Origin of the sequence: Streptomyces xanthophaeus, from assembly GCF_000725805.1 — a bacterium.
GTDB classification, from domain to species: Bacteria; Actinomycetota; Actinomycetes; order Streptomycetales; family Streptomycetaceae; genus Streptomyces; species Streptomyces xanthophaeus.
Map to the genome: position 1 here is coordinate 60,335 of NZ_JOFT01000023.1, position 16,463 is coordinate 76,797.

The window sequence follows — 16,463 nt, forward strand, 5'->3', positions numbered from 1 at the left end:
CTCGCTTATGCACCTAGTTGCACAATAAGCGCTTGCTCAGCTAGAACAGACGCATCACCCCCGCGCGAGGAGGCGCCCTCATGAGTTCCCAGAGCCGGTACCCGCACCTGCTGAGCCCCCTGGACCTCGGTTTCACCACCCTGCCGAACCGCGTGATCATGGGATCGATGCACACCGGCCTCGAGGAGCACCAGGGCGGCTTCGAGCGCCTGGCCGCCTTCTACGCCGAGCGGGCCCGCGGCGGCGCCGGCCTGATCGTCACGGGCGGCATCGCCCCCAACGACGCCGGCCGCCCCTTCGAAGGCGGCTCCCGCCTCACCACCGAGGAAGAGGCCGCGGAGCACCGGGTGATCACCGAGGCGGTGCACGCCGAGGGCGGGAAGATCGCCATGCAGATCCTCCACTTCGGCCGCTACGCCTACCACAAGGACCTGGTCGCCCCCAGCGCCCTCCAGGCCCCCATCAGCCCGTTCGTCCCCAACGAGCTCACCGACATCGAGGTCGAGCGCACCGTCGAGGACTTCGTCCGGGCCGCCCGCCTCGCCAAGCTCGCGGGCTACGACGGCGTCGAGATCATGGGCTCCGAGGGCTACCTGATCAACGAGTTCATCGCCGCCGCCACCAACCGGCGCACCGACCGCTGGGGCGGCGCCTACGAGAACCGCGTGCGCTTCCCGCTGGAGATCGTCCGGCGCACCCGCGCGGCCGTCGGCGAGGACTTCATCCTGATCTACCGGCTCTCCATGCTGGACCTGATCCCCGGCGGCTCCACCCTCGACGAGGTCGTCCACCTCGCCAAGGAGATCGAGGCGGCCGGCGCCACCATCATCAACACCGGCATCGGCTGGCACGAGGCCCGCATCCCCACCATCGCCACCTCCGTCCCGCGCGGCGCCTACACCTGGGTCACCAAGCGGCTGATGGGCGCGGTGAGCGTGCCGCTGGTCACCAGCAACCGCATCAACACCCCGGAGATCGCCGAGGAGCTGCTGGCGGACGGCCGCGCCGACCTGGTCTCCCTCGCCCGTCCCTTCCTGGCCGACGCGGACTTCGTCGCCAAGGCCGCCGCCGGCCGCTCCGAGACCATCAACACCTGCATCGGCTGCAACCAGGCCTGCCTCGACCACACCTTCAGCGGCAAGATCACCAGCTGCCTGGTCAACCCGCGCGCCTGCCACGAGACCGAACTGGTCCTGTCGCCCACCCAGCTGAAGAAGCGCGTCGCCGTCGTCGGGGCCGGCCCGGCCGGCCTGGCCTGCGCGGTCTCCGCGGCCGGACGCGGCCACGCCGTCACCCTCTTCGAGGCCTCGGGCCACATCGGCGGCCAGCTCGACATCGCCCGCCGCATCCCCGGCAAGGAGGAGTTCGAGGAGACCATCCGCTACTACGGCACCCAGCTCGTGGACAGCGGCGTCGAGGTCCGCCTGAACACCCGCGCGGACGTGGAGACCCTCCAGGGCTACGACGAGGTCGTCGTCGCCACCGGAGTCACCCCCCGCATCCCCGCCATCGACGGCGTCGACCACCCCAGCGTCGTCAGCTACCTCGACGTCCTGCGCGACGGAGCCCCCGTCGGCGAGCGCGTCGCCGTGGTCGGCGCGGGCGGCATCGGCTTCGACGTGGCCGAGTACCTCACCGACAGCGGCGAGGGCGCCTCGCAGGACCCCGACGTCTACTTCCGGCACTGGGGCGTCGACACCGAGTACGCGGGCCCCGGCGGCCTCACCGCCCCGGCCCGCCCGACGCCCCCGCGCCAGGTCCACCTGCTCCAGCGCAAGACCACCAAGGTCGGCGGCGGCCTCGGCACCACCACCGGCTGGATCCACCGCGCGGAGCTCAAGCACCGCGGCGTGGTCTCCGTCGCCGGAGCCACGTACGACTGCATCGACGACGAGGGCCTGCACATCACCGTCGGCGGCGAGCAGCGCCTCGTGCCCGCCGACACCGTGGTGCTCTGCACCGGCCAGGAGCCGCGCCGCGACCTGTACGAGGCGCTGCTCGCGGCCGGGATCGACGCGCACCTCATCGGCGGCGCCGACGTGGCCGCCGAACTCGATGCCAAGCGGGCCATCCGCCAGGGCACGGAACTCGCCGCCTCCCTCTGACCGCGGGAGATCCTGCGGAAGCTGATCCTTTTCGCTCCAGGGTGTTGTGGCGGCCCGGTCCGGGCCGCCACAATCTCCCGGTGACGCTGACACCGGCAGACGCCGACAAGATCCTCGCCGACCACTTCGCCCCCTGGGTGCTGGCCCTCGGGCTGACCGTCCAGGAGACCGGCGAGCGGCACGCCGTCCTGCGGCTGCCCTGGTCCGACACCCTGGCCCGGGACGGCGGAGGCCTCTCGGGGCAGGCCATGATGGCCGCCGCCGACACCGCCACCGTCATCGCGATCTCCGCCGCGCGCGGGGAGTACGGGCCGATGACCACCGTCCAGCAGTCGACCAGCTTCCAGCGGCCCGTCGTCGGCGCCGACGTACTGGTCCACGTACGGGTGACCAAGCTCGGCCGGCGCATGGCCTTCGCCGACGTCACCATGACCCCCGAGGGCGCCCAGGAGCCCGCGGCCACCGCCTCCACCGTCTACGCCCTGCTCGGCTGACGGCCCGTACGGCCGTCGGCGCTCCGCCGAAAAGCAGGCGACACACCGCGGCCGCCTCGCCTACCGTCCCCGGGTGACCGGCCGAAGAGCAGACACCCTGACCGAACGCCCCTCGCTGGGGCGGAACAAGGACTTCAACGTCTTCTGGCTCGGGCAGGCCCTGTCCGTCCTCGGCGGCTCCGTCTCACTGCTCGCCCTGCCCCTGCTGGTCCTGCACGCCACCGGCTCGCTCGTCCAACTGGGCCTCGTCACCGTCGTCTCCGGCGCCACGGGCATCGTCACCGGGGTGTTCGCCGGGTACGTGGTCGACCGGGTGGACCGCCGCCGACTCATGATCGTCTGCGATCTGGCGCGCGGACTGCTCCTCGGCTCGGTGCCGCTGCTCTGGCTGGCCGGGTCGGGGATCTGGCCGCTGTACGTACTGACCGCTCTGGTCACCGTGCTGAAGACGCTCTTCGACGTGGCGTACGTGACGGCGGTACCCAACCTGGTGCGCCCGCAGGACCTCACCGCCGCCAACGGCCGGCTGATGAGCACCTTCGCCTTCGGGACCCTCCTCGGCCCGGTGGCGGCGGGCCTCCTCACGGCCGCCGTGGGAGCGCAATGGGCCCTGGCCGCGGACGGGGCGACCTTCCTCGTCTCCGCCGCCAGCCTGGCCTGGGTGCGGTTCGGCCGCCCGCCGGAGGGCGGGCCGAAGGAGGTGGCGCGGGCACAGGGCCGGCAGGGGCTCTTCCAGGAAGTGTTCCTCGTCGGCTTCCGCTTCCTGTGGACCCACCCCCTGCTGCGCCCCCTGACGGTGCTGCTGACCCTGCTGACCTTCCTCACCATGGGCGCCACCGACCTGCTGATCTACCGGGTCCAGAACGACCTCGGCCGGGACGCGCAGACCCTGGGCTACGTGGTGGCGGCGGGCGGGGCCGGCTCCCTCCTCGCGGCCTTCTCGGCCGGGAGGCTGCGCCGGGCCCTGGGCTTCGGCACCTGCTGGCTGGCCTCGGTCGCCATGATCGGCGTGGCGGTGGCGGGCACCGGCGTGAGCCGCAGCGTGCCGCTGATCGCCGTACTGTCCGCCGTGTCCATGTTCGGCCTGACCCTGGCCGGGGTCTGCAGCATGACCCTGCGCCAGGAGGTGACCCCCGACCACCTCCTCGGCCGGGTGACCTCCGCCTTCTGGACCGTGCACAACGCCTCGGGTCCGGTGGGCGCGGCCGTGCTCACGGTGCTGGCCGCCCGGTACGGGGTCCCGGCGGTCAGCCTGGCCGGCGGAGCGTTCTGCCTGCTCATCCTGGGCGCGGGGCTGCTCAGCCCGCTGCGCGGCAGCCGGATCGGGGCGGCCGCCGAAGCTTCCACGGCAGGCTCCGGCCCGCGTGGTGCACGTTCGGGGCCGTCGGCGCGCGCGTAGGGTGCCCGTCTGCGATCGTGGATCGCGAGAACCGCACGGAGGAGCCGACATGTCCGGACAGTTCGAGGCGAGCGTCGACATCGACAGGCCCGTCGAGGTGGTCTTCGCCTACCTCGCCGACGGGCGCAACGACCCCGCGTTCAGCCCCCGCGTCCAGCAGATCACCAAGACGCCGGACGGGCCGACCGCCTTCGGCACCGTCTTCCGGAGCACGGTCAAGGACGCCGGGATGAAGACCGGCCGCGAGTTCCGCATCGTCGGCTTCGAGCCGCTGCGCACGATCCGCTGGACGGAGCTGAGCAAGAACCTGGTGACGGCCGAGGGCGGCTACGACTTCGAGTCCCTGCCCGGCGGCCGCACCAGGGTCCGCATCTTCAACACCCTCCAGGGGCACGGCTTCGGCCGGCTCCTGGTCGGACTCGCACTGAGCGCGGCCCGCAAGGACGCCCCCGACTTCGGCCGCCGCATCAAGGCGGCCGTGGAGGCGTCCTCGCCCTCCTGAGCCCGCGGGATCAGGTCCGCGGGATCACAACCGCGGGATCAGAACCGGCCGGGCCCGGCCGGGACCGGCAGCGGCTTGCGCGGGCTCAGCGACTCCCGGGGCTGCTCCGGCTGCTCCGGGTTCCGGCACGTCACGTCCTCGGCGGGCAGCCGGCCCGTGGCGAGGTAGGAGTTGACCGGCGCATTGGCGCAGGAGTTGGGGTCCGCGAGGTACACCCCGTGCCCCTCACCGCCCTCCACCAGAACCATCCGGGAGTCCTTCAGCGCACGGTGCAGGCCGAGCCCGCTGGGCAGCGGGGTCTGCGAGTCCCACTCGTTCTGGACGGTCAGCACCTTCGCCTTGGTCCGCATCGGCGTCGCCGTCTCGACCGGCCGCTGCCAGAAGGCGCACGGCATGACGTTCGAGACGAAGTCCCCGTACAGCGGATACCTGGCCTTGTCCCGCGCCGCGTCCCGCTCGTACTGCTCGGTGTAGCGCGGCCAGTTGCCGGTGTCCCCGCAGGCCACGGCCAGGAAGACCGCGGTGCTGTTGTCCGCGGGCGGCTCGGCGCCCGGACCTGTGGCGGACGCCCGACGGTCGGCGGCTGCCCGTACCGGCGCCGCACCGGTGGCGAAGCCCGTGGTGAGCAGCCGCTTCACCTCGGCGACGGTGTCGGGAGAGGGCTGCGGGGCGCCCTCCGCCGCCGCCTTGAGGGCCACGATGACCGGGGTGGCCTGCGCCGGGTAGAAGAACAGCGCCCGCGCGCTGCGGATGTCGTCGCCCGTGAGCTTGAGCCCGTCCCACTCGATCGGCTCCCGGTCGGCGCGCGCCACCAGCCCCCAGAAGGTGTCCGAGACGGCCTTCGGGCTGTCGCCGAGCCCGAACTCGGCCGAACGCTCGGCCGCCCACCCGGTCCACCGGGCGAAGGCGGGCTCGGCCTCCGAGGCCCAGACCTGGATCATGCCGCGCCAGATGCGCTGCGGGTCCACACCGCTGTCGAGCACGAAGCGGTCGGTCCGGTCCGGGAACATCTGCGTGTACACCGCGCCGAGGTAGGTCCCGTACGAGTAGCCCACGTACGAGATCTTCCGTTCGCCCAGCACCGCACGGATCGTGTCCATGTCGCGCGCCGTGTTGCGGGTGGTGATGTGGGGCAGCACGGCCCCGGCCTTCTCGCTGCACTTGTCGGCGACGGTGCGCGCCCAGTTCACGTCGGAGGGGAAGGTCTCCGGGCGGTAGGGCCGGATGAAGTTCTGTTCCTCATCGCTCAGTCCGCAGCTGACGGGGCTGCTGGCGCCGACCCCGCGCGGGTCGAAGCCGATCAGGTCGTACTGCTCGCGCACGTCCGCCGGCATCGACTCGTTCATCATCAGGGGCAGGTCGAGCCCCGAGCCGCCGGGTCCGCCCGGGTTGAACAGCATGACGCCGTGCCGCTTCGCCGGGTTCTCGCTCTTGATGCGGGACAGGGCGAGGTCGAGCGTCGGTCCGGCGGGCCGCCGGTAGTCGAGCGGGACCTTGATGGTGGCGCATTCGTACGAGGCCGGCTGGTCGGGGCTGCAACGCTGCCAGGCGGGCTTCTGCTCGAGGTACTCGCCTCCCGGGGCCGCGGACGCCTGTGTCGCGGCCATCAGGGGCAGGGTGGTAGCTATCAGTCCGGCGGTGGCGAGCAGCGGTGCGAGGCGTTTCATGCGCACGATGCCGTTTCCTTTCGGTGAATTCGCTTACCCGCTCACCTTGTTGCATGGGGAGGTTGTGCGAATCATCCCGAAGGGCAGGGCCTCATGCATCTCACGAACGAGGCGATATCAGGACAACTGGCCGACGCGCCACAGGAGTTCGCCGCGGCGCGGTGCGCTCGGGCCGCCGGTGTCAGTGGCCGGAGTGGGGCCCGGTGGGGGAGACCGCGGGGGATCCGGCGGGGGACTCGGCGGAGGATCCGGAGGGGGCGGCGGCGGGCTGTTCCGGGGGTGGGTCCGAGGGGTGCTCTCCGTGTGAGGCGCCGTTCTCCAGGGAGCCGCCGAGGCGCCCGCGCAGCGCGGTCAGGGCCTGCTCGGACCGGGCGGTGACCACCCACCGGTTCCCCACCAGGTAGGTGCCGCCGTAGGCCTGGGCCTCCGTCAGCCAGTCCTTCAGGCCCTCGTCGGCGGCGAAGGTCGCCATGCGGTAGGCGTCCGGCCCGGTCCCGCAGCCGCCCTGCCTCAACTCATCCGCCTGCACGCTCACTTCGGCGGTGCAGCCGATGGCGGCGGCGATCTCCTCCAGAGTGGCGGGCGGGGTGTCCGCCGCGGGCTTCCCGGCGCAGCCGCCGTACAGCAGCACGGTGCACAGCACGGCGAGCGCCGCGCGCGCGGAGCGGATGTGGGTCCAGCGGTCCGGCGGTGGCATGGCTACCTCACAGAGGGGGCGGGAGAGCGGCCGTGGCGCCCGGGAGGGGAGGGAACCCGGGCGCCACGTGTCAGGGGGTGGGGGGTGCGGAAGGGGTCAGGAGACCTTCGCCTTCTTTCCCTTCTCGGTCACGGCGAACCAGAGGCCTTGTTTGTTGTGTCCGGTGATGTCGCCGGGCTTCGTGTCGCCGGTGAAGGAATACACGGGCCAGCAGTCGATCGTCAATTGTTCGGACCCGTCGGGGCGCTTCACCGTTCCGATCAATTCGGGTGCGATTCCGGAAACCTTCGACTTGTCCACGGGCTCGGCGGGCTTCCAGGTGTCCACGCAGGCGCCCACGCAGCCGATCTTCATCGGCCAGGCGCTGTCCTTGTCGAAGCGGTAGAGGGTCTTGCCCTGGGCGTCCGCGACGACGTGACCGAGCTCGGCGTTGGGGTTGACGGACAGCTCGGCCTCCTTCTTCGGCGCCTCCTCCGGTGCCGGTTCCGGGGCCGCGTCGCCCTTGGCGGCCGCCGTGGACGGCTTCCCGTCGGGGCCCAGCGCGTGCCACGTGCCGCCGACGCCCTCACCGAGCGTGTCGCCCGCCTTGGTGTCCTTGGCGTAGCGGTACACGGGCCAGCCCGCCAGGGTCAGCTGCCGGGTGCCGTCCGCCCGGGCGACCGAGCCGAGGAGGCCCCCGTCGATGCCCTCACCTGCGGAGGCGTCGTCCGCGGCCACCGGGGGCCAGGCCGTCGCGCAGTCTCCTTCACAGGCGGACTTGGGCGGCTCGGGCGTGTCCTTGTCGAAGCGGTAGAGCGTGAAACCCTCACCGTCGGTGACCGTGGTGCCCAGGGCGCCGGCCTGCTTGGCCGTCAGGGTCCCGGCCGGGGAACCCGCCCCGGCCGCGGCCGCCGGGACCGCGCCCGGATCGGCGCCGTACCCCGAGCCCGCCCCGTACGCGTCGCCGGCCGGGTCCTGGGGGGACCCGAGCTGTTTGCTGCCCCCCACCGGCGCCACCGAGTCCTTCGACTCGGAGGCCTTTTCCCCGGAGCTGCATCCCGCGGTCAGCAGCAGTACCGCGACGGCCGAACCGGCGAATATCCCACGACGCATTTTCTTCACGATCTCTCCTCGGTGCGGGTTTCGGTGCTGTGTTTCTTTTCTTCGGTCCCTTCACTCATTGATACGGGGCCCGGGGGAGTGGAAGTGGAAATCCCGGGGAATTTGTCAGATCCGGCAAAGATTGAACTCGGTGCGACCCGGGGACGTCTGCCCATCATTCCTGGATGCGCAGCGCGAGGGCGGGGCAACGACGCACCGCGCGCAGCGCCTTGGGCCGCAGCCGGGCGGGTACGGGCATCGACGCCTTCGCCGGGTAGCCGTCCGCGTCGAGCCGTACGACGTCGGGCAGGATGTCCACGCACAGCCCGTGGCCCTTGCACAGGGTCCAGTCCACGACCAGCCGTTCCGGGCTCTCGTCCTCGGGCAGCGGCAGCGCGCCCAGGACCCGCCGTCCGCACCCGCTGCCCAGCGCGTGGTCCCGGAACTCGTCGGGGAAGGAGGCGAGCGCCGAGGCCACGAAGCCCGAGGTGCCGTCGGGATGACTGCACGCCCCCCGGCCGCGCACCGATGCCATCCGGGCCTCCACCGCCTCCAGGGCGGCCAGACCCCCTCCCGCCACGGCGACCTCCAGTACGTCGGCCAGGGCGGGCAGGCCCCGTACGCAGGGGCCGCACTGGCCCGCCGACTCCTTGGCCATCCAGCGGGTCACCCGTGCCACCTCGCCGGCCGGACAGGTGTCCTCGGGCAGCGGCAGCACCGCCCCCGCCCCCAGCACCGCGTCGAAGGAGGCCAGCGACTGCCGGGAGACCAGGGCGGAGCGGGCGGCCACGGGACCCAGCCACCGGCCGTGGTAGCCGCCCACGAGCACGCCCTGGCCGGGTGCGGTGCCGCACAGGTCCAGGACGTAGGCCAGCGAGGTCCCGGTCGGCGCCTCGACGACCGTGGAGCCGGCCACCGTCAGCAGGACGGTGCCCGGCTCGGCGGGCAGCCCCGCCGTACGGTATTCCAGCGCGCCGAGCCGCGCGGCGACGGCGAGTTGGGCGTAGGTCTCGGTGTTCGACAGCAGTGTGGGCACGCCGCCCAGGCCCCGCTCGCTGGTCCGCACCTTCTTCCCGGACGGCAGCGTCGGTCCCCCGTTCATGCCGTTGACGAGGGAGGTGCCCTCACCCGTCACGAAGCGCTCGGGCAGCCGGTCCACGCGCACCCGGCGCCCGCCCGGCCCGCGTTCCGCGATGGCCTGGCGCACGGACTGTTCCACGTCCGTCCGGGTCACGCCCACCACCACGTCCTCGGCGCCGATCGCCGCCGCGGCCAGCAGGGCCCCGTCGAGCACCAGGTGCGGCGCGTGCAGCAGCATGGCGGTGTCCTTGAGGCAACTCGGCTCTCCTTCGCTGCCGTTGACGACCACCGCGGTCGTCCCGCCCTGCCCCTTGGCCGACCGGAGGACGGCGCGCAGCTTGCGGGCGAACGGGAACCCCGCTCCGCCGCGGCCCCTCAGATCGATGTCCTCGGCGAGGGCGGCGAGTTCCTCGGTACGGAGCTGGGGCAGCGAGCCGTGCGCGGTCAGGTGGGCGACCCGGTCGAGCCGAGGGACCTGGTCGAGTCCGGCCAGCAGCCGGGGCGCGCCCACGCACCCGAGGCCGGGGCGCGGCCCGCCCGTCACAGCTGGCGCTCACGGGAGGCGAAGGAGTCCACCAGGGGTGCGTGCACGAAGGACCTTTGCGCGGGCACCTGTTGGCGCTCCGCGCCCACCCTGACTGCGGCGGCCGGAGGGCGCACCGGACGGGCGGGCGGCCGGACGGGCGGCAGGACCGCGGGCGGGCCCTGCATCCGGGACCGCAGGCGCAGGGCGAGGACGGCGGCGACCCCGGCGAGGCAGAGCGCGTACGCCGCCGTCACCCAGGCGTCGGCGGGCCGGCCCGCCTTCAGCCCGTGCACCAGCGACGCGCCCCACGCGGGATAGGCTCCTATGTGCAGGGCGCGCCACCACAGGGAGCGGCTCTTGGTGGCGAACGCGCTGCGCACCGCGCCGGACACCGCCACGGCCACGAAGAGGTAGCCGGCGAGCGAGCCGAGGCCGATCAGGAACGGCCGGTCCGGGTCGCTGAAGGGGACCACGGCCGCGGCGGCGGTGGTCTGCTGCTCCGCGATCTTGACCCAGATGTGCAGGGCCAGGAACCCCAGTCCGGCGACGGCCAGTCCGCGGTGCGCGCCCTGGGCGAGCAGCCGGTGGCCGGATTCGAGCAGGACCCGGTCGGTGGCGACCAGCCCCCACAGGACCGTGGCGCTGAGCGAGACGAGGGAGAGGACCCCCGAACCGAAGTCGAGGAAGTCCCACAGGTGGGTCAGGGCGCCCGCGCGGGCGGCCACGACGAGGGAGACGAGGGCCGCGAGCGCGGCGGAGACCGCGCCGGGGCGCAGCCTCCCGGCGACGGGCAAGAGGGAAGGCCGCCGGACGGCCCGCCGTCCGGCGGCCGGGGCCGCTGCCGCTGCCGCGTGGCGACTTCTGCGGCGGGCTCGGTGTGAACGGGGCATGTGCGGCTGGGACAGGGGCATCCAGTTCTCCTGTGCGGGGTGCCCGGCAGCGCTGTGAACTCCTGCGCCGGCCGAGGGAACTTGGGCCGGAGTGCAGCAGCATCGTGTAGCTGCCCAGCATCTCCACAGGATTTATCGAAACGTGATAATTTCTCGCACCGCGTCTCCGGCTCATCGAACAACACCGGAAGATTCCCCTCCAGCGGAGGTTGCGACAGGCCACCGCACCGCACGCCACCTACGCGTCCTCGACGGCAAAATATCGGCAAAACCAGAGGACGGTACGTGGCCGGACCTCTCCAGGAGGGAGTACGAGGGTCGCAACTTGCTTGTCAGGTAAGGCAGTTGGCAAGCGAGGCCACCCCGGCGGGTCTGTCGCCCCTTCACCGGACAGGCCTCACCCCGGCACGAACGAGGTAACGATGTGCGAACTTCTGAACCGCATCTGGTCCCGCCCCCGAGGCGAGTGGACCCGCGTCCTGCGCAGGGAACTCCCCGCGCTGGCCGCCGAGATAGTGGAGGAGCTTCTGCATGGAATTCCAGGATTTTCCGACCTTATCGATGACAACGATGCCATCGATGACGAATTGGTCAGACAGAAGGTGGAAAAGGCACTTCTTTCCGCCCTCGGCTACCCCGATCCCGACGAACGGGCCCCGGTAGCCGCAGCGGTGGCGGCAGTCGCCCCGGCCCCGGCCCCGGCCCCGGCCCCGGCACCTGACGGTGCGCGGAGCACGGCCGACCACGAGGACCGCCACGACGGCCGCCGCGACGCCCGCCGCGAGGACATGCGGGAGGCCGTACGGGACTCCGTGCGCGAGCCCGTCCACGACTCCGTGCGCGGCGCCCGCCCCCTGCCGGAGGACGGCCCGGGCGGTCCCGGCGGCGGTGCGAGCGGCGGCCGCGGCTGTCACGGCGGCCACGGGGGCGGCCACGCGGGCGGCCACGCAGGACCCGGCGTCCAGAGCGGCGGCCAGGGCGAGCGCCCGGGGCCCGTCGAGCCGCCGGACCGCGCACGCCAGGACCTCTTCAAGGCCCTCACCGACGACCGGGCCGCCTCCGAGGGTTCGCTGACCCAGCTCGCCGAAGAGGCCGGCTGGCCCCTGCCCGCGGCGGTACGGGCCGTCGTACCGGCCCTGCCCGGCGAGACGCACCAGCTGGCGGCCGTCCTGGACGCCGCCCTCCCCGGGACCTTCGCCGGCCGGCCCTGCCTGCTGGTGCCGAGCCCCGACCCTGACACCCGTTCCCCCCTCGAACTCCCGCTTCGCGGACGGGCCGTGGCCGTCGGTCACGCCGTATCCCTGCGGGACACCGCGTCCTCGCTGCGCTGGGCGCTGCGGCTGATCGCCCTGACACCCGTCCGGCCCGCACCCGACGCCCGGGCCGTCTTCGTGGACGACCACCTGTCCACCCTGCTGCTGCTCCAGGACGAGCCCCTGGCCCACGCGCTCGCCGCCCGGTGGCTGCAGCCGCTGGCGGACCTGACCCCCCGCCAGAGCGAACGCCTGGAGGTGACCCTGCTCGCCTGGCTGGAGGGCGGCGGCGCCCCGGAGGCCGCGAAGGCCCTCAACGTGCATCCGCAGACCGTGCGCTACCGCATGCGGCAGCTGGAGAAGCTCTTCGGACCCGGCCTGCGCGACCCGCGGACCCGGTTCGAACTGGAGATGGCCCTGCGCAGCCGCCGTCTGATGGCGCACGTACGGCGCCAGAACGCACGGGTCGGCCGCAGGACGCAGCGCGTGGTCACCGCGGACTTCACCCCCGTGGTCGTCGGCCGCATGGCGCGCGTCAACGGCCTGTAGGACGTCGGGAGCCCTTCGACGGGCACGGCGAGCAGTACGGCAAGGGCCCCCGGCCCTACGGCAAGGGCCCCGGCCCGGCCCCCGCGACGGCGGGGCCGGGCCGGGGCCCTCGGTCGTGTGCCCGGCAGCACGGCGGTGTTGGCCCGAAGTCGGCTCCGGGCCAACACCTTTCCCGGGACGGGCGCGGTGAGTGGGGGGAGGGAGCGCCCGTCCCGGGAGTCATGAGGGGCGGCCGGGACCGCGCCGCGTCAGCGGCAGGTGCGCCCGCTGTTGATGCAGTCCACGGCCTTGTTCATCAGCCCGTTCGACATCACGTTGATGAAGTCCCCGTGATCGGTCACCGGCTTGTGCAGCTGCTCGGGGAAGCTGTCCACAGCGATCTTGGAACCCGGAGCGACCCCGTAGGTGATCCGCTGCACCAGCTGCGGCAGGGCCTTGAACCCCTTCTTGCAGCGGCCGTCGCTGTCCGCGAAGGCTACGTGCGTGCGGTGGTTGGCGCTGTCGGTGTTCCGGCCGTCCCAGCAGCTCTGGAAGGTGAAGGTGCGTACGACGTCACTGCCCTTGGGGCAGATCGGGTACTTGTCCTTCAGCTGGCGGTTCTCGAAACCGGTGCAGCTCCACGAGGCGTTGGCGTTAGCCGTCCCGTTGGTGAAGGCCTTGGCGTCGCCCGTGATGATGCGCAGGAACCGCGGCATGGCCGTGACCTTGCCGTCGGGACTGCCCTTGAAGGTGATCGTCACCTGCTTGGGCTGCAGGATGGTGCCCACGTTGCCGTCCTGGCCGCCGCCCGGCGCCTTGGCGTCCTTCTCGGCCTTGCCGTCGCGCAGCCGCAGCACCGGCCAGTAGTAGGTGGACTGGTCGCCGTTGCTGCACGTGGTGCCGGAAGCGGCGAGGCTGTCGTTGGTGGAGAACGCGTCCGTGGAGTTGTTGCCCACGTAGTCGTGCATGTGGTGCGCGCCGTTGGAGACGCCCGGCGCGACGATCACATTGTCGGGGTTGAAGTGGCCGTTCTCGTTGCGGCCGCAGCGGGAGCTGAAGGAGCCGGTGGAGGCGCCGTTCCTGGCGTTCGGGGTGCGCACGTTCGGCCGGACCTTGGTGATGTTGACGAAGTCACCGCGCGCGGGACCGCTCTTGCGCGCGGCGTCCGCGGCGCGCTGTCCGTCGGCGCCCTCCGCGGCCAGCGCCTTCGCGCCCTGCCCGTCCGCGCCCTCGTCGGAGGCCTCGGCCTGCTTCATCTCGCAGTTGCTCAGGGCGTCCAGGCCCTCCGGCCGTGCGGCGGAGCGGCCGATCGCGTCGGCCACCTTGGTGATGGTCGCGCCGCGCTGGTCCTTGAGCTCGCCCAGCAGGGCGTCCCCGGCCGCCTCGCCGGCGGCGAGGCGCCGGTAGGCGTCGGCCACCTGGTCGTCCAGCTGGGCGAGGTTCTCGTCGACCTCCGTCCTGGCGGGGTCGGGGACGGCGGTGAGCTTGTCCCCGACGTCCGGGCAGTCGATGGTGGCCATCACCTGCGACGTACGGTCGTCCTCCTGGCCGGCGGACGCGTTGCCCGCGACCACGGCGACCCCGCCGCCGCCCAGTACCAGGGCGGACACCACGGCCAGGAGCTTGTTCGAGAAACGGGGGCGTTTGTGGCCCTGTTGACTCATGCGATCACTTCACTTCGTCGGTCGGACATCGGAGGAACGGGGCGGGGTGGTGGTGGCGGGCGGGGGCGTGTCGGCGAGCGCGTCGAAGTCGACCAGTCCGGTGTCCTCCAGGACCGTGATGTGGTCCAGGACCGTGGCGTTGGCGGACGTGGCGAGGGCCCGGACCTTGGAGTTGAGGGTCTGTGCCCGCACCCCGGCCAGCAGGGCGAACACCTTCCCGTGGGCCCGGCGCAGCAACTGGACGAACAGCCGCTCGTACTCCTCGCCCTGGGCCTGGGTCAGCTGGCGCAGCCACTCCTGCTGCTGTGCGCTCGGCTGGTTGGGCAGGTCCACGCCGAGGGCCTGGCCCACCTGGATGACCTGCCGGTCCAGTTCGGTGTGACCGTCCACCAGGTGGTCCCCGGCCGTCCGCATCGAAGGGCGCGACCCGCGCTGCTGGGCCTGGCGTCCGGCGGGCAGCTCCCACAGCCCGGCCAGCCGGACCTTGCGGACGAAGTCCCGGTCGGCGGCGGTCAGCGGCCCGAAGGCGGTGCTCATGGTTCCGCGGCCGTCGTCCTCGCCCGAAGGTGCGGCGGCAGCCGCCTGGGCGCGGCCGCCGTAACTCTCCACGGGGATCAACAGCGCGACCAGCGTCATGGCCAGGGCGGCGATGACGACCACGCTCCCGATCGCGTACTTCGTGGCTCCCGACAGGTTGCCGGCGGTTCTCCGCCGCAATGACAGCACAAGTGCCTCCTCGCTCCGTGGGCCCGGAGGGGGCGGCCGCAGGGCCTGTGTGCGGCCTGCGGTGCGCACCCGCATTCCCGGGTGCCACGGGACGCTAGTGCCACTTGTGGTGCCGTCACCGGAGGACCATCACCATCGGACAAACATCGGGGCGCCCCCCCGAACGGCTGCTACCGTGCGGCCTCCGACGCCCTTTCGGACGACGCGCTGCGCGTCGCCGCCGTCCCGCGCGCGCGGTGCTACGGCCGTGTCCGCCGGGGCCGTCGGGTCACAGCGTGTGCTCCATGCACACCAGGCCGTCCCGCTCGTCCCAGGAGGCGGCCACGGCGAAACCGAGCCGCTCGTACAAGGAGATGGCGCCCGTGCGCCACCTCCACACCGACAGCCCGACGGTGGCGACGCCGCTCCCCGCGGCGTGCGCGAGCGCAGCGCCGATCAGCGCGGACGCGATGCCCCGGCCCCGGAACGCCGGGTCCGTCCACAGCCTCTTGACCTCGGCACGACCTCCGACGGGGCCGGTCAGCACGAGACATCCGGCAGCGGTCACCCCGCTGGAGGCCATCAGGACGGTGTCATCGGCGAAGGCGGCCCCCGGATCCAGGACCTCCGCCCGATAGCGGCCGGGCAACCCGTCCACACCGGCGACGGCCTCGCCCTTCTCCGCCTGCGTCCGCAGGTGATAGGCCGCCAGCAGCCCGGCCAAGCCGGGCGCGGCAGAGGGGTTCCGGACGACAACGACCCCGGGCTGATCCGTCATGCCGCCAGCATCCCCCGGCAGCAACGGCCTCCACCAGTGGGTTCACGGTGCCCCCACGCCGAAGCTCGTTGTCGGTGGTGCTGTGCATGATCGGCGCACTGGCTTTTCGCGTCCTGTCGCCCTACGCGGCGCCCGCCCCCGTCAGGGCCGCCACCGGTAGGAGGAGGATCCACTGCGGGAGGCGGAGGAGTGGCTTCGGCCAGTCGGCCGACAGGGTGACGACCAGGAAGGCGGCTGCGTACGCCACGAAGTGCGCGGCCACGAACCAGGCCAGCGGGCCGGTCGCTGAGGTGCCGTCCGCCAGTGCGAGGTGGATCAGGGCGGCTGCCGAGAGCACCAGGTCGATGCTCACCATGTGCCACACGGCATGAAGGACGCGCTTGGGTTCGTCTGCGAGTCCGCAGGACAGCAGCGGGCGCACCACGTCCCGGTGTCCCGCGACGATGTGCGTCGCGGCCACGCCGGACGCGGTGATGCCCGCAGCAAGGAACCAGCCGTTCATCGGATCTCGATCCCCTTGGCGATGACGGCAGCCAGCCGGGCGGCCAGCTGGTGGTCGGGCTGTACCCCGACCAGACCGACGTGGAAGAACACGGCTCCTGCGAGCGTGTCCAGCACCAGGTCCACAGGTGTGCCGGCTGCGATCTCCCCGCGCGCCACGGCACGTTCGAAGACGATCAGCAGCCGCTCCTTCGACGGGGCCAGGAAGTCGCTGCGGATGCGCTCCTTCAGTGCCGGATCGGCGGCGAAGTCGGCGAGCAGCCCCGGGAGCGCCACTGCAGCGGCGGGTGCGTGGAATTCGTCGACCAGGCCTTGCAGCAGTGCGGTCAGGTCCCCGGCCAGCGTTCCGGTGTCCGGGGCCGGAGCGTGGTCGGTGGTCGTGAACACGGCCTCGAAGATCAGCTCCGGCTTGCCCCGCCACCGCCGGTAGACGGTGTCCTTGCCGACGCCGGCGCGGGCGGCCACCGCCCCGATGGACGTCGCGGCGTAGCCGACCTCGGTCACCAGCTCCGTGGTCGCGGTGACGATCGACTCGTGCGAGCGGGGATCCCGGGGACGGCCCCTGGAGGGCGATGAGGTACTCATACCGAGTTA

General features: G+C 72.5%; 15 protein-coding genes. 5 read left to right on the plus strand and 10 right to left on the minus strand.

Features of this window, described 5'->3' with window-relative positions; all coding sequences use genetic code 11:
* Positions 1–80: 80 nt before the first annotated feature.
* The 4 genes from IO30_RS0115610 to IO30_RS0115625 all read left to right on the plus strand — a co-directional run bounded on the left by IO30_RS0115610 (position 81) and on the right by IO30_RS0115625 (position 4,500).
* Complete coding sequence (locus IO30_RS0115610) at positions 81–2,105, plus strand: NADPH-dependent 2,4-dienoyl-CoA reductase (RefSeq protein WP_031143366.1); 2,025 nt, start codon at positions 81–83, stop codon at positions 2,103–2,105.
* Positions 2,106–2,185: 80 nt separating this feature from the next.
* Positions 2,186–2,599 carry a PaaI family thioesterase gene (locus IO30_RS0115615; RefSeq protein WP_031143368.1) on the plus strand — a complete coding sequence of 138 codons (414 nt, stop codon included), beginning with the start codon at positions 2,186–2,188 and terminating at the stop codon, positions 2,597–2,599.
* A gap of 73 nt (positions 2,600–2,672) precedes the next feature.
* The gene (locus IO30_RS0115620) at positions 2,673–3,998 is read left to right on the plus strand and encodes an MFS transporter (RefSeq protein WP_063768450.1); all 1,326 of its coding nucleotides are present in this window, start codon (positions 2,673–2,675) and stop codon (positions 3,996–3,998) included.
* A gap of 49 nt (positions 3,999–4,047) precedes the next feature.
* Positions 4,048–4,500, plus strand: a complete 453-nt coding sequence (locus tag IO30_RS0115625; protein ID WP_031143373.1) for an SRPBCC family protein — start codon at positions 4,048–4,050, stop codon at positions 4,498–4,500.
* Between the two features lie 38 nt (positions 4,501–4,538).
* Here IO30_RS0115625 and IO30_RS0115630 read toward each other — a convergent pair whose 3' ends face one another.
* From IO30_RS0115630 to IO30_RS40560, 5 genes are all read right to left on the minus strand, one after another.
* Complete coding sequence (locus IO30_RS0115630; RefSeq protein ID WP_037894161.1) at positions 4,539–6,173, minus strand: alpha/beta hydrolase; 1,635 nt, start codon at positions 6,171–6,173, stop codon at positions 4,539–4,541.
* Between the two features lie 175 nt (positions 6,174–6,348).
* On the minus strand, positions 6,349–6,864 hold the full coding sequence (locus tag IO30_RS45450; protein WP_051902337.1) for a hypothetical protein: 516 nt from the start codon (positions 6,862–6,864) through the stop codon (positions 6,349–6,351).
* A gap of 96 nt (positions 6,865–6,960) precedes the next feature.
* On the minus strand, positions 6,961–7,956 hold the full coding sequence (locus IO30_RS0115640; RefSeq protein WP_031143379.1) for an SCO0930 family lipoprotein: 996 nt from the start codon (positions 7,954–7,956) through the stop codon (positions 6,961–6,963).
* Positions 7,957–8,119: 163 nt separating this feature from the next.
* Entirely contained in the window at positions 8,120–9,535 is a 1,416-nt protein-coding gene (locus tag IO30_RS0115645) for an NADH-quinone oxidoreductase subunit NuoF family protein (protein ID WP_234321743.1), read from the minus strand.
* Between the two features lie 29 nt (positions 9,536–9,564).
* Entirely contained in the window at positions 9,565–10,344 is a 780-nt protein-coding gene (locus tag IO30_RS40560) for a hypothetical protein (RefSeq protein WP_063768195.1), read from the minus strand.
* A gap of 518 nt (positions 10,345–10,862) precedes the next feature.
* On the opposite strand from IO30_RS40560, the gene IO30_RS47010 reads away from it, so the two are divergent.
* Positions 10,863–12,242 carry a PucR family transcriptional regulator gene (locus IO30_RS47010; RefSeq protein WP_031143384.1) on the plus strand — a complete coding sequence of 460 codons (1,380 nt, stop codon included), beginning with the start codon at positions 10,863–10,865 and terminating at the stop codon, positions 12,240–12,242.
* Positions 12,243–12,490: 248 nt separating this feature from the next.
* Here the strand turns inward: IO30_RS47010 and IO30_RS0115660 are convergent, their stop codons facing one another.
* The 5 genes from IO30_RS0115660 to IO30_RS0115680 form a co-directional block, all read right to left on the minus strand.
* A complete protein-coding gene (locus tag IO30_RS0115660) occupies positions 12,491–13,885 on the minus strand; it encodes a DUF1996 domain-containing protein (protein ID WP_031143386.1) in 1,395 nt (464 codons plus the stop codon).
* A 9-nt stretch (positions 13,886–13,894) separates the two neighbouring features.
* Complete coding sequence (locus tag IO30_RS0115665) at positions 13,895–14,611, minus strand: DUF4142 domain-containing protein (protein WP_037894165.1); 717 nt, start codon at positions 14,609–14,611, stop codon at positions 13,895–13,897.
* Positions 14,612–14,879: 268 nt separating this feature from the next.
* Positions 14,880–15,368: a GNAT family N-acetyltransferase gene (locus IO30_RS0115670; protein ID WP_031143390.1), complete on the minus strand. Its 489-nt coding sequence runs from the start codon at positions 15,366–15,368 to the stop codon at positions 14,880–14,882.
* Positions 15,369–15,489: 121 nt separating this feature from the next.
* Positions 15,490–15,870: a hypothetical protein gene (locus tag IO30_RS0115675; RefSeq protein ID WP_031143392.1), complete on the minus strand. Its 381-nt coding sequence runs from the start codon at positions 15,868–15,870 to the stop codon at positions 15,490–15,492.
* Positions 15,867–16,454 carry a TetR/AcrR family transcriptional regulator gene (locus IO30_RS0115680; RefSeq protein ID WP_031143394.1) on the minus strand — a complete coding sequence of 196 codons (588 nt, stop codon included), beginning with the start codon at positions 16,452–16,454 and terminating at the stop codon, positions 15,867–15,869. Before IO30_RS0115680 ends, IO30_RS0115675 begins: the two co-directional genes overlap by 4 nt.
* Positions 16,455–16,463 lie beyond the last annotated feature (9 nt).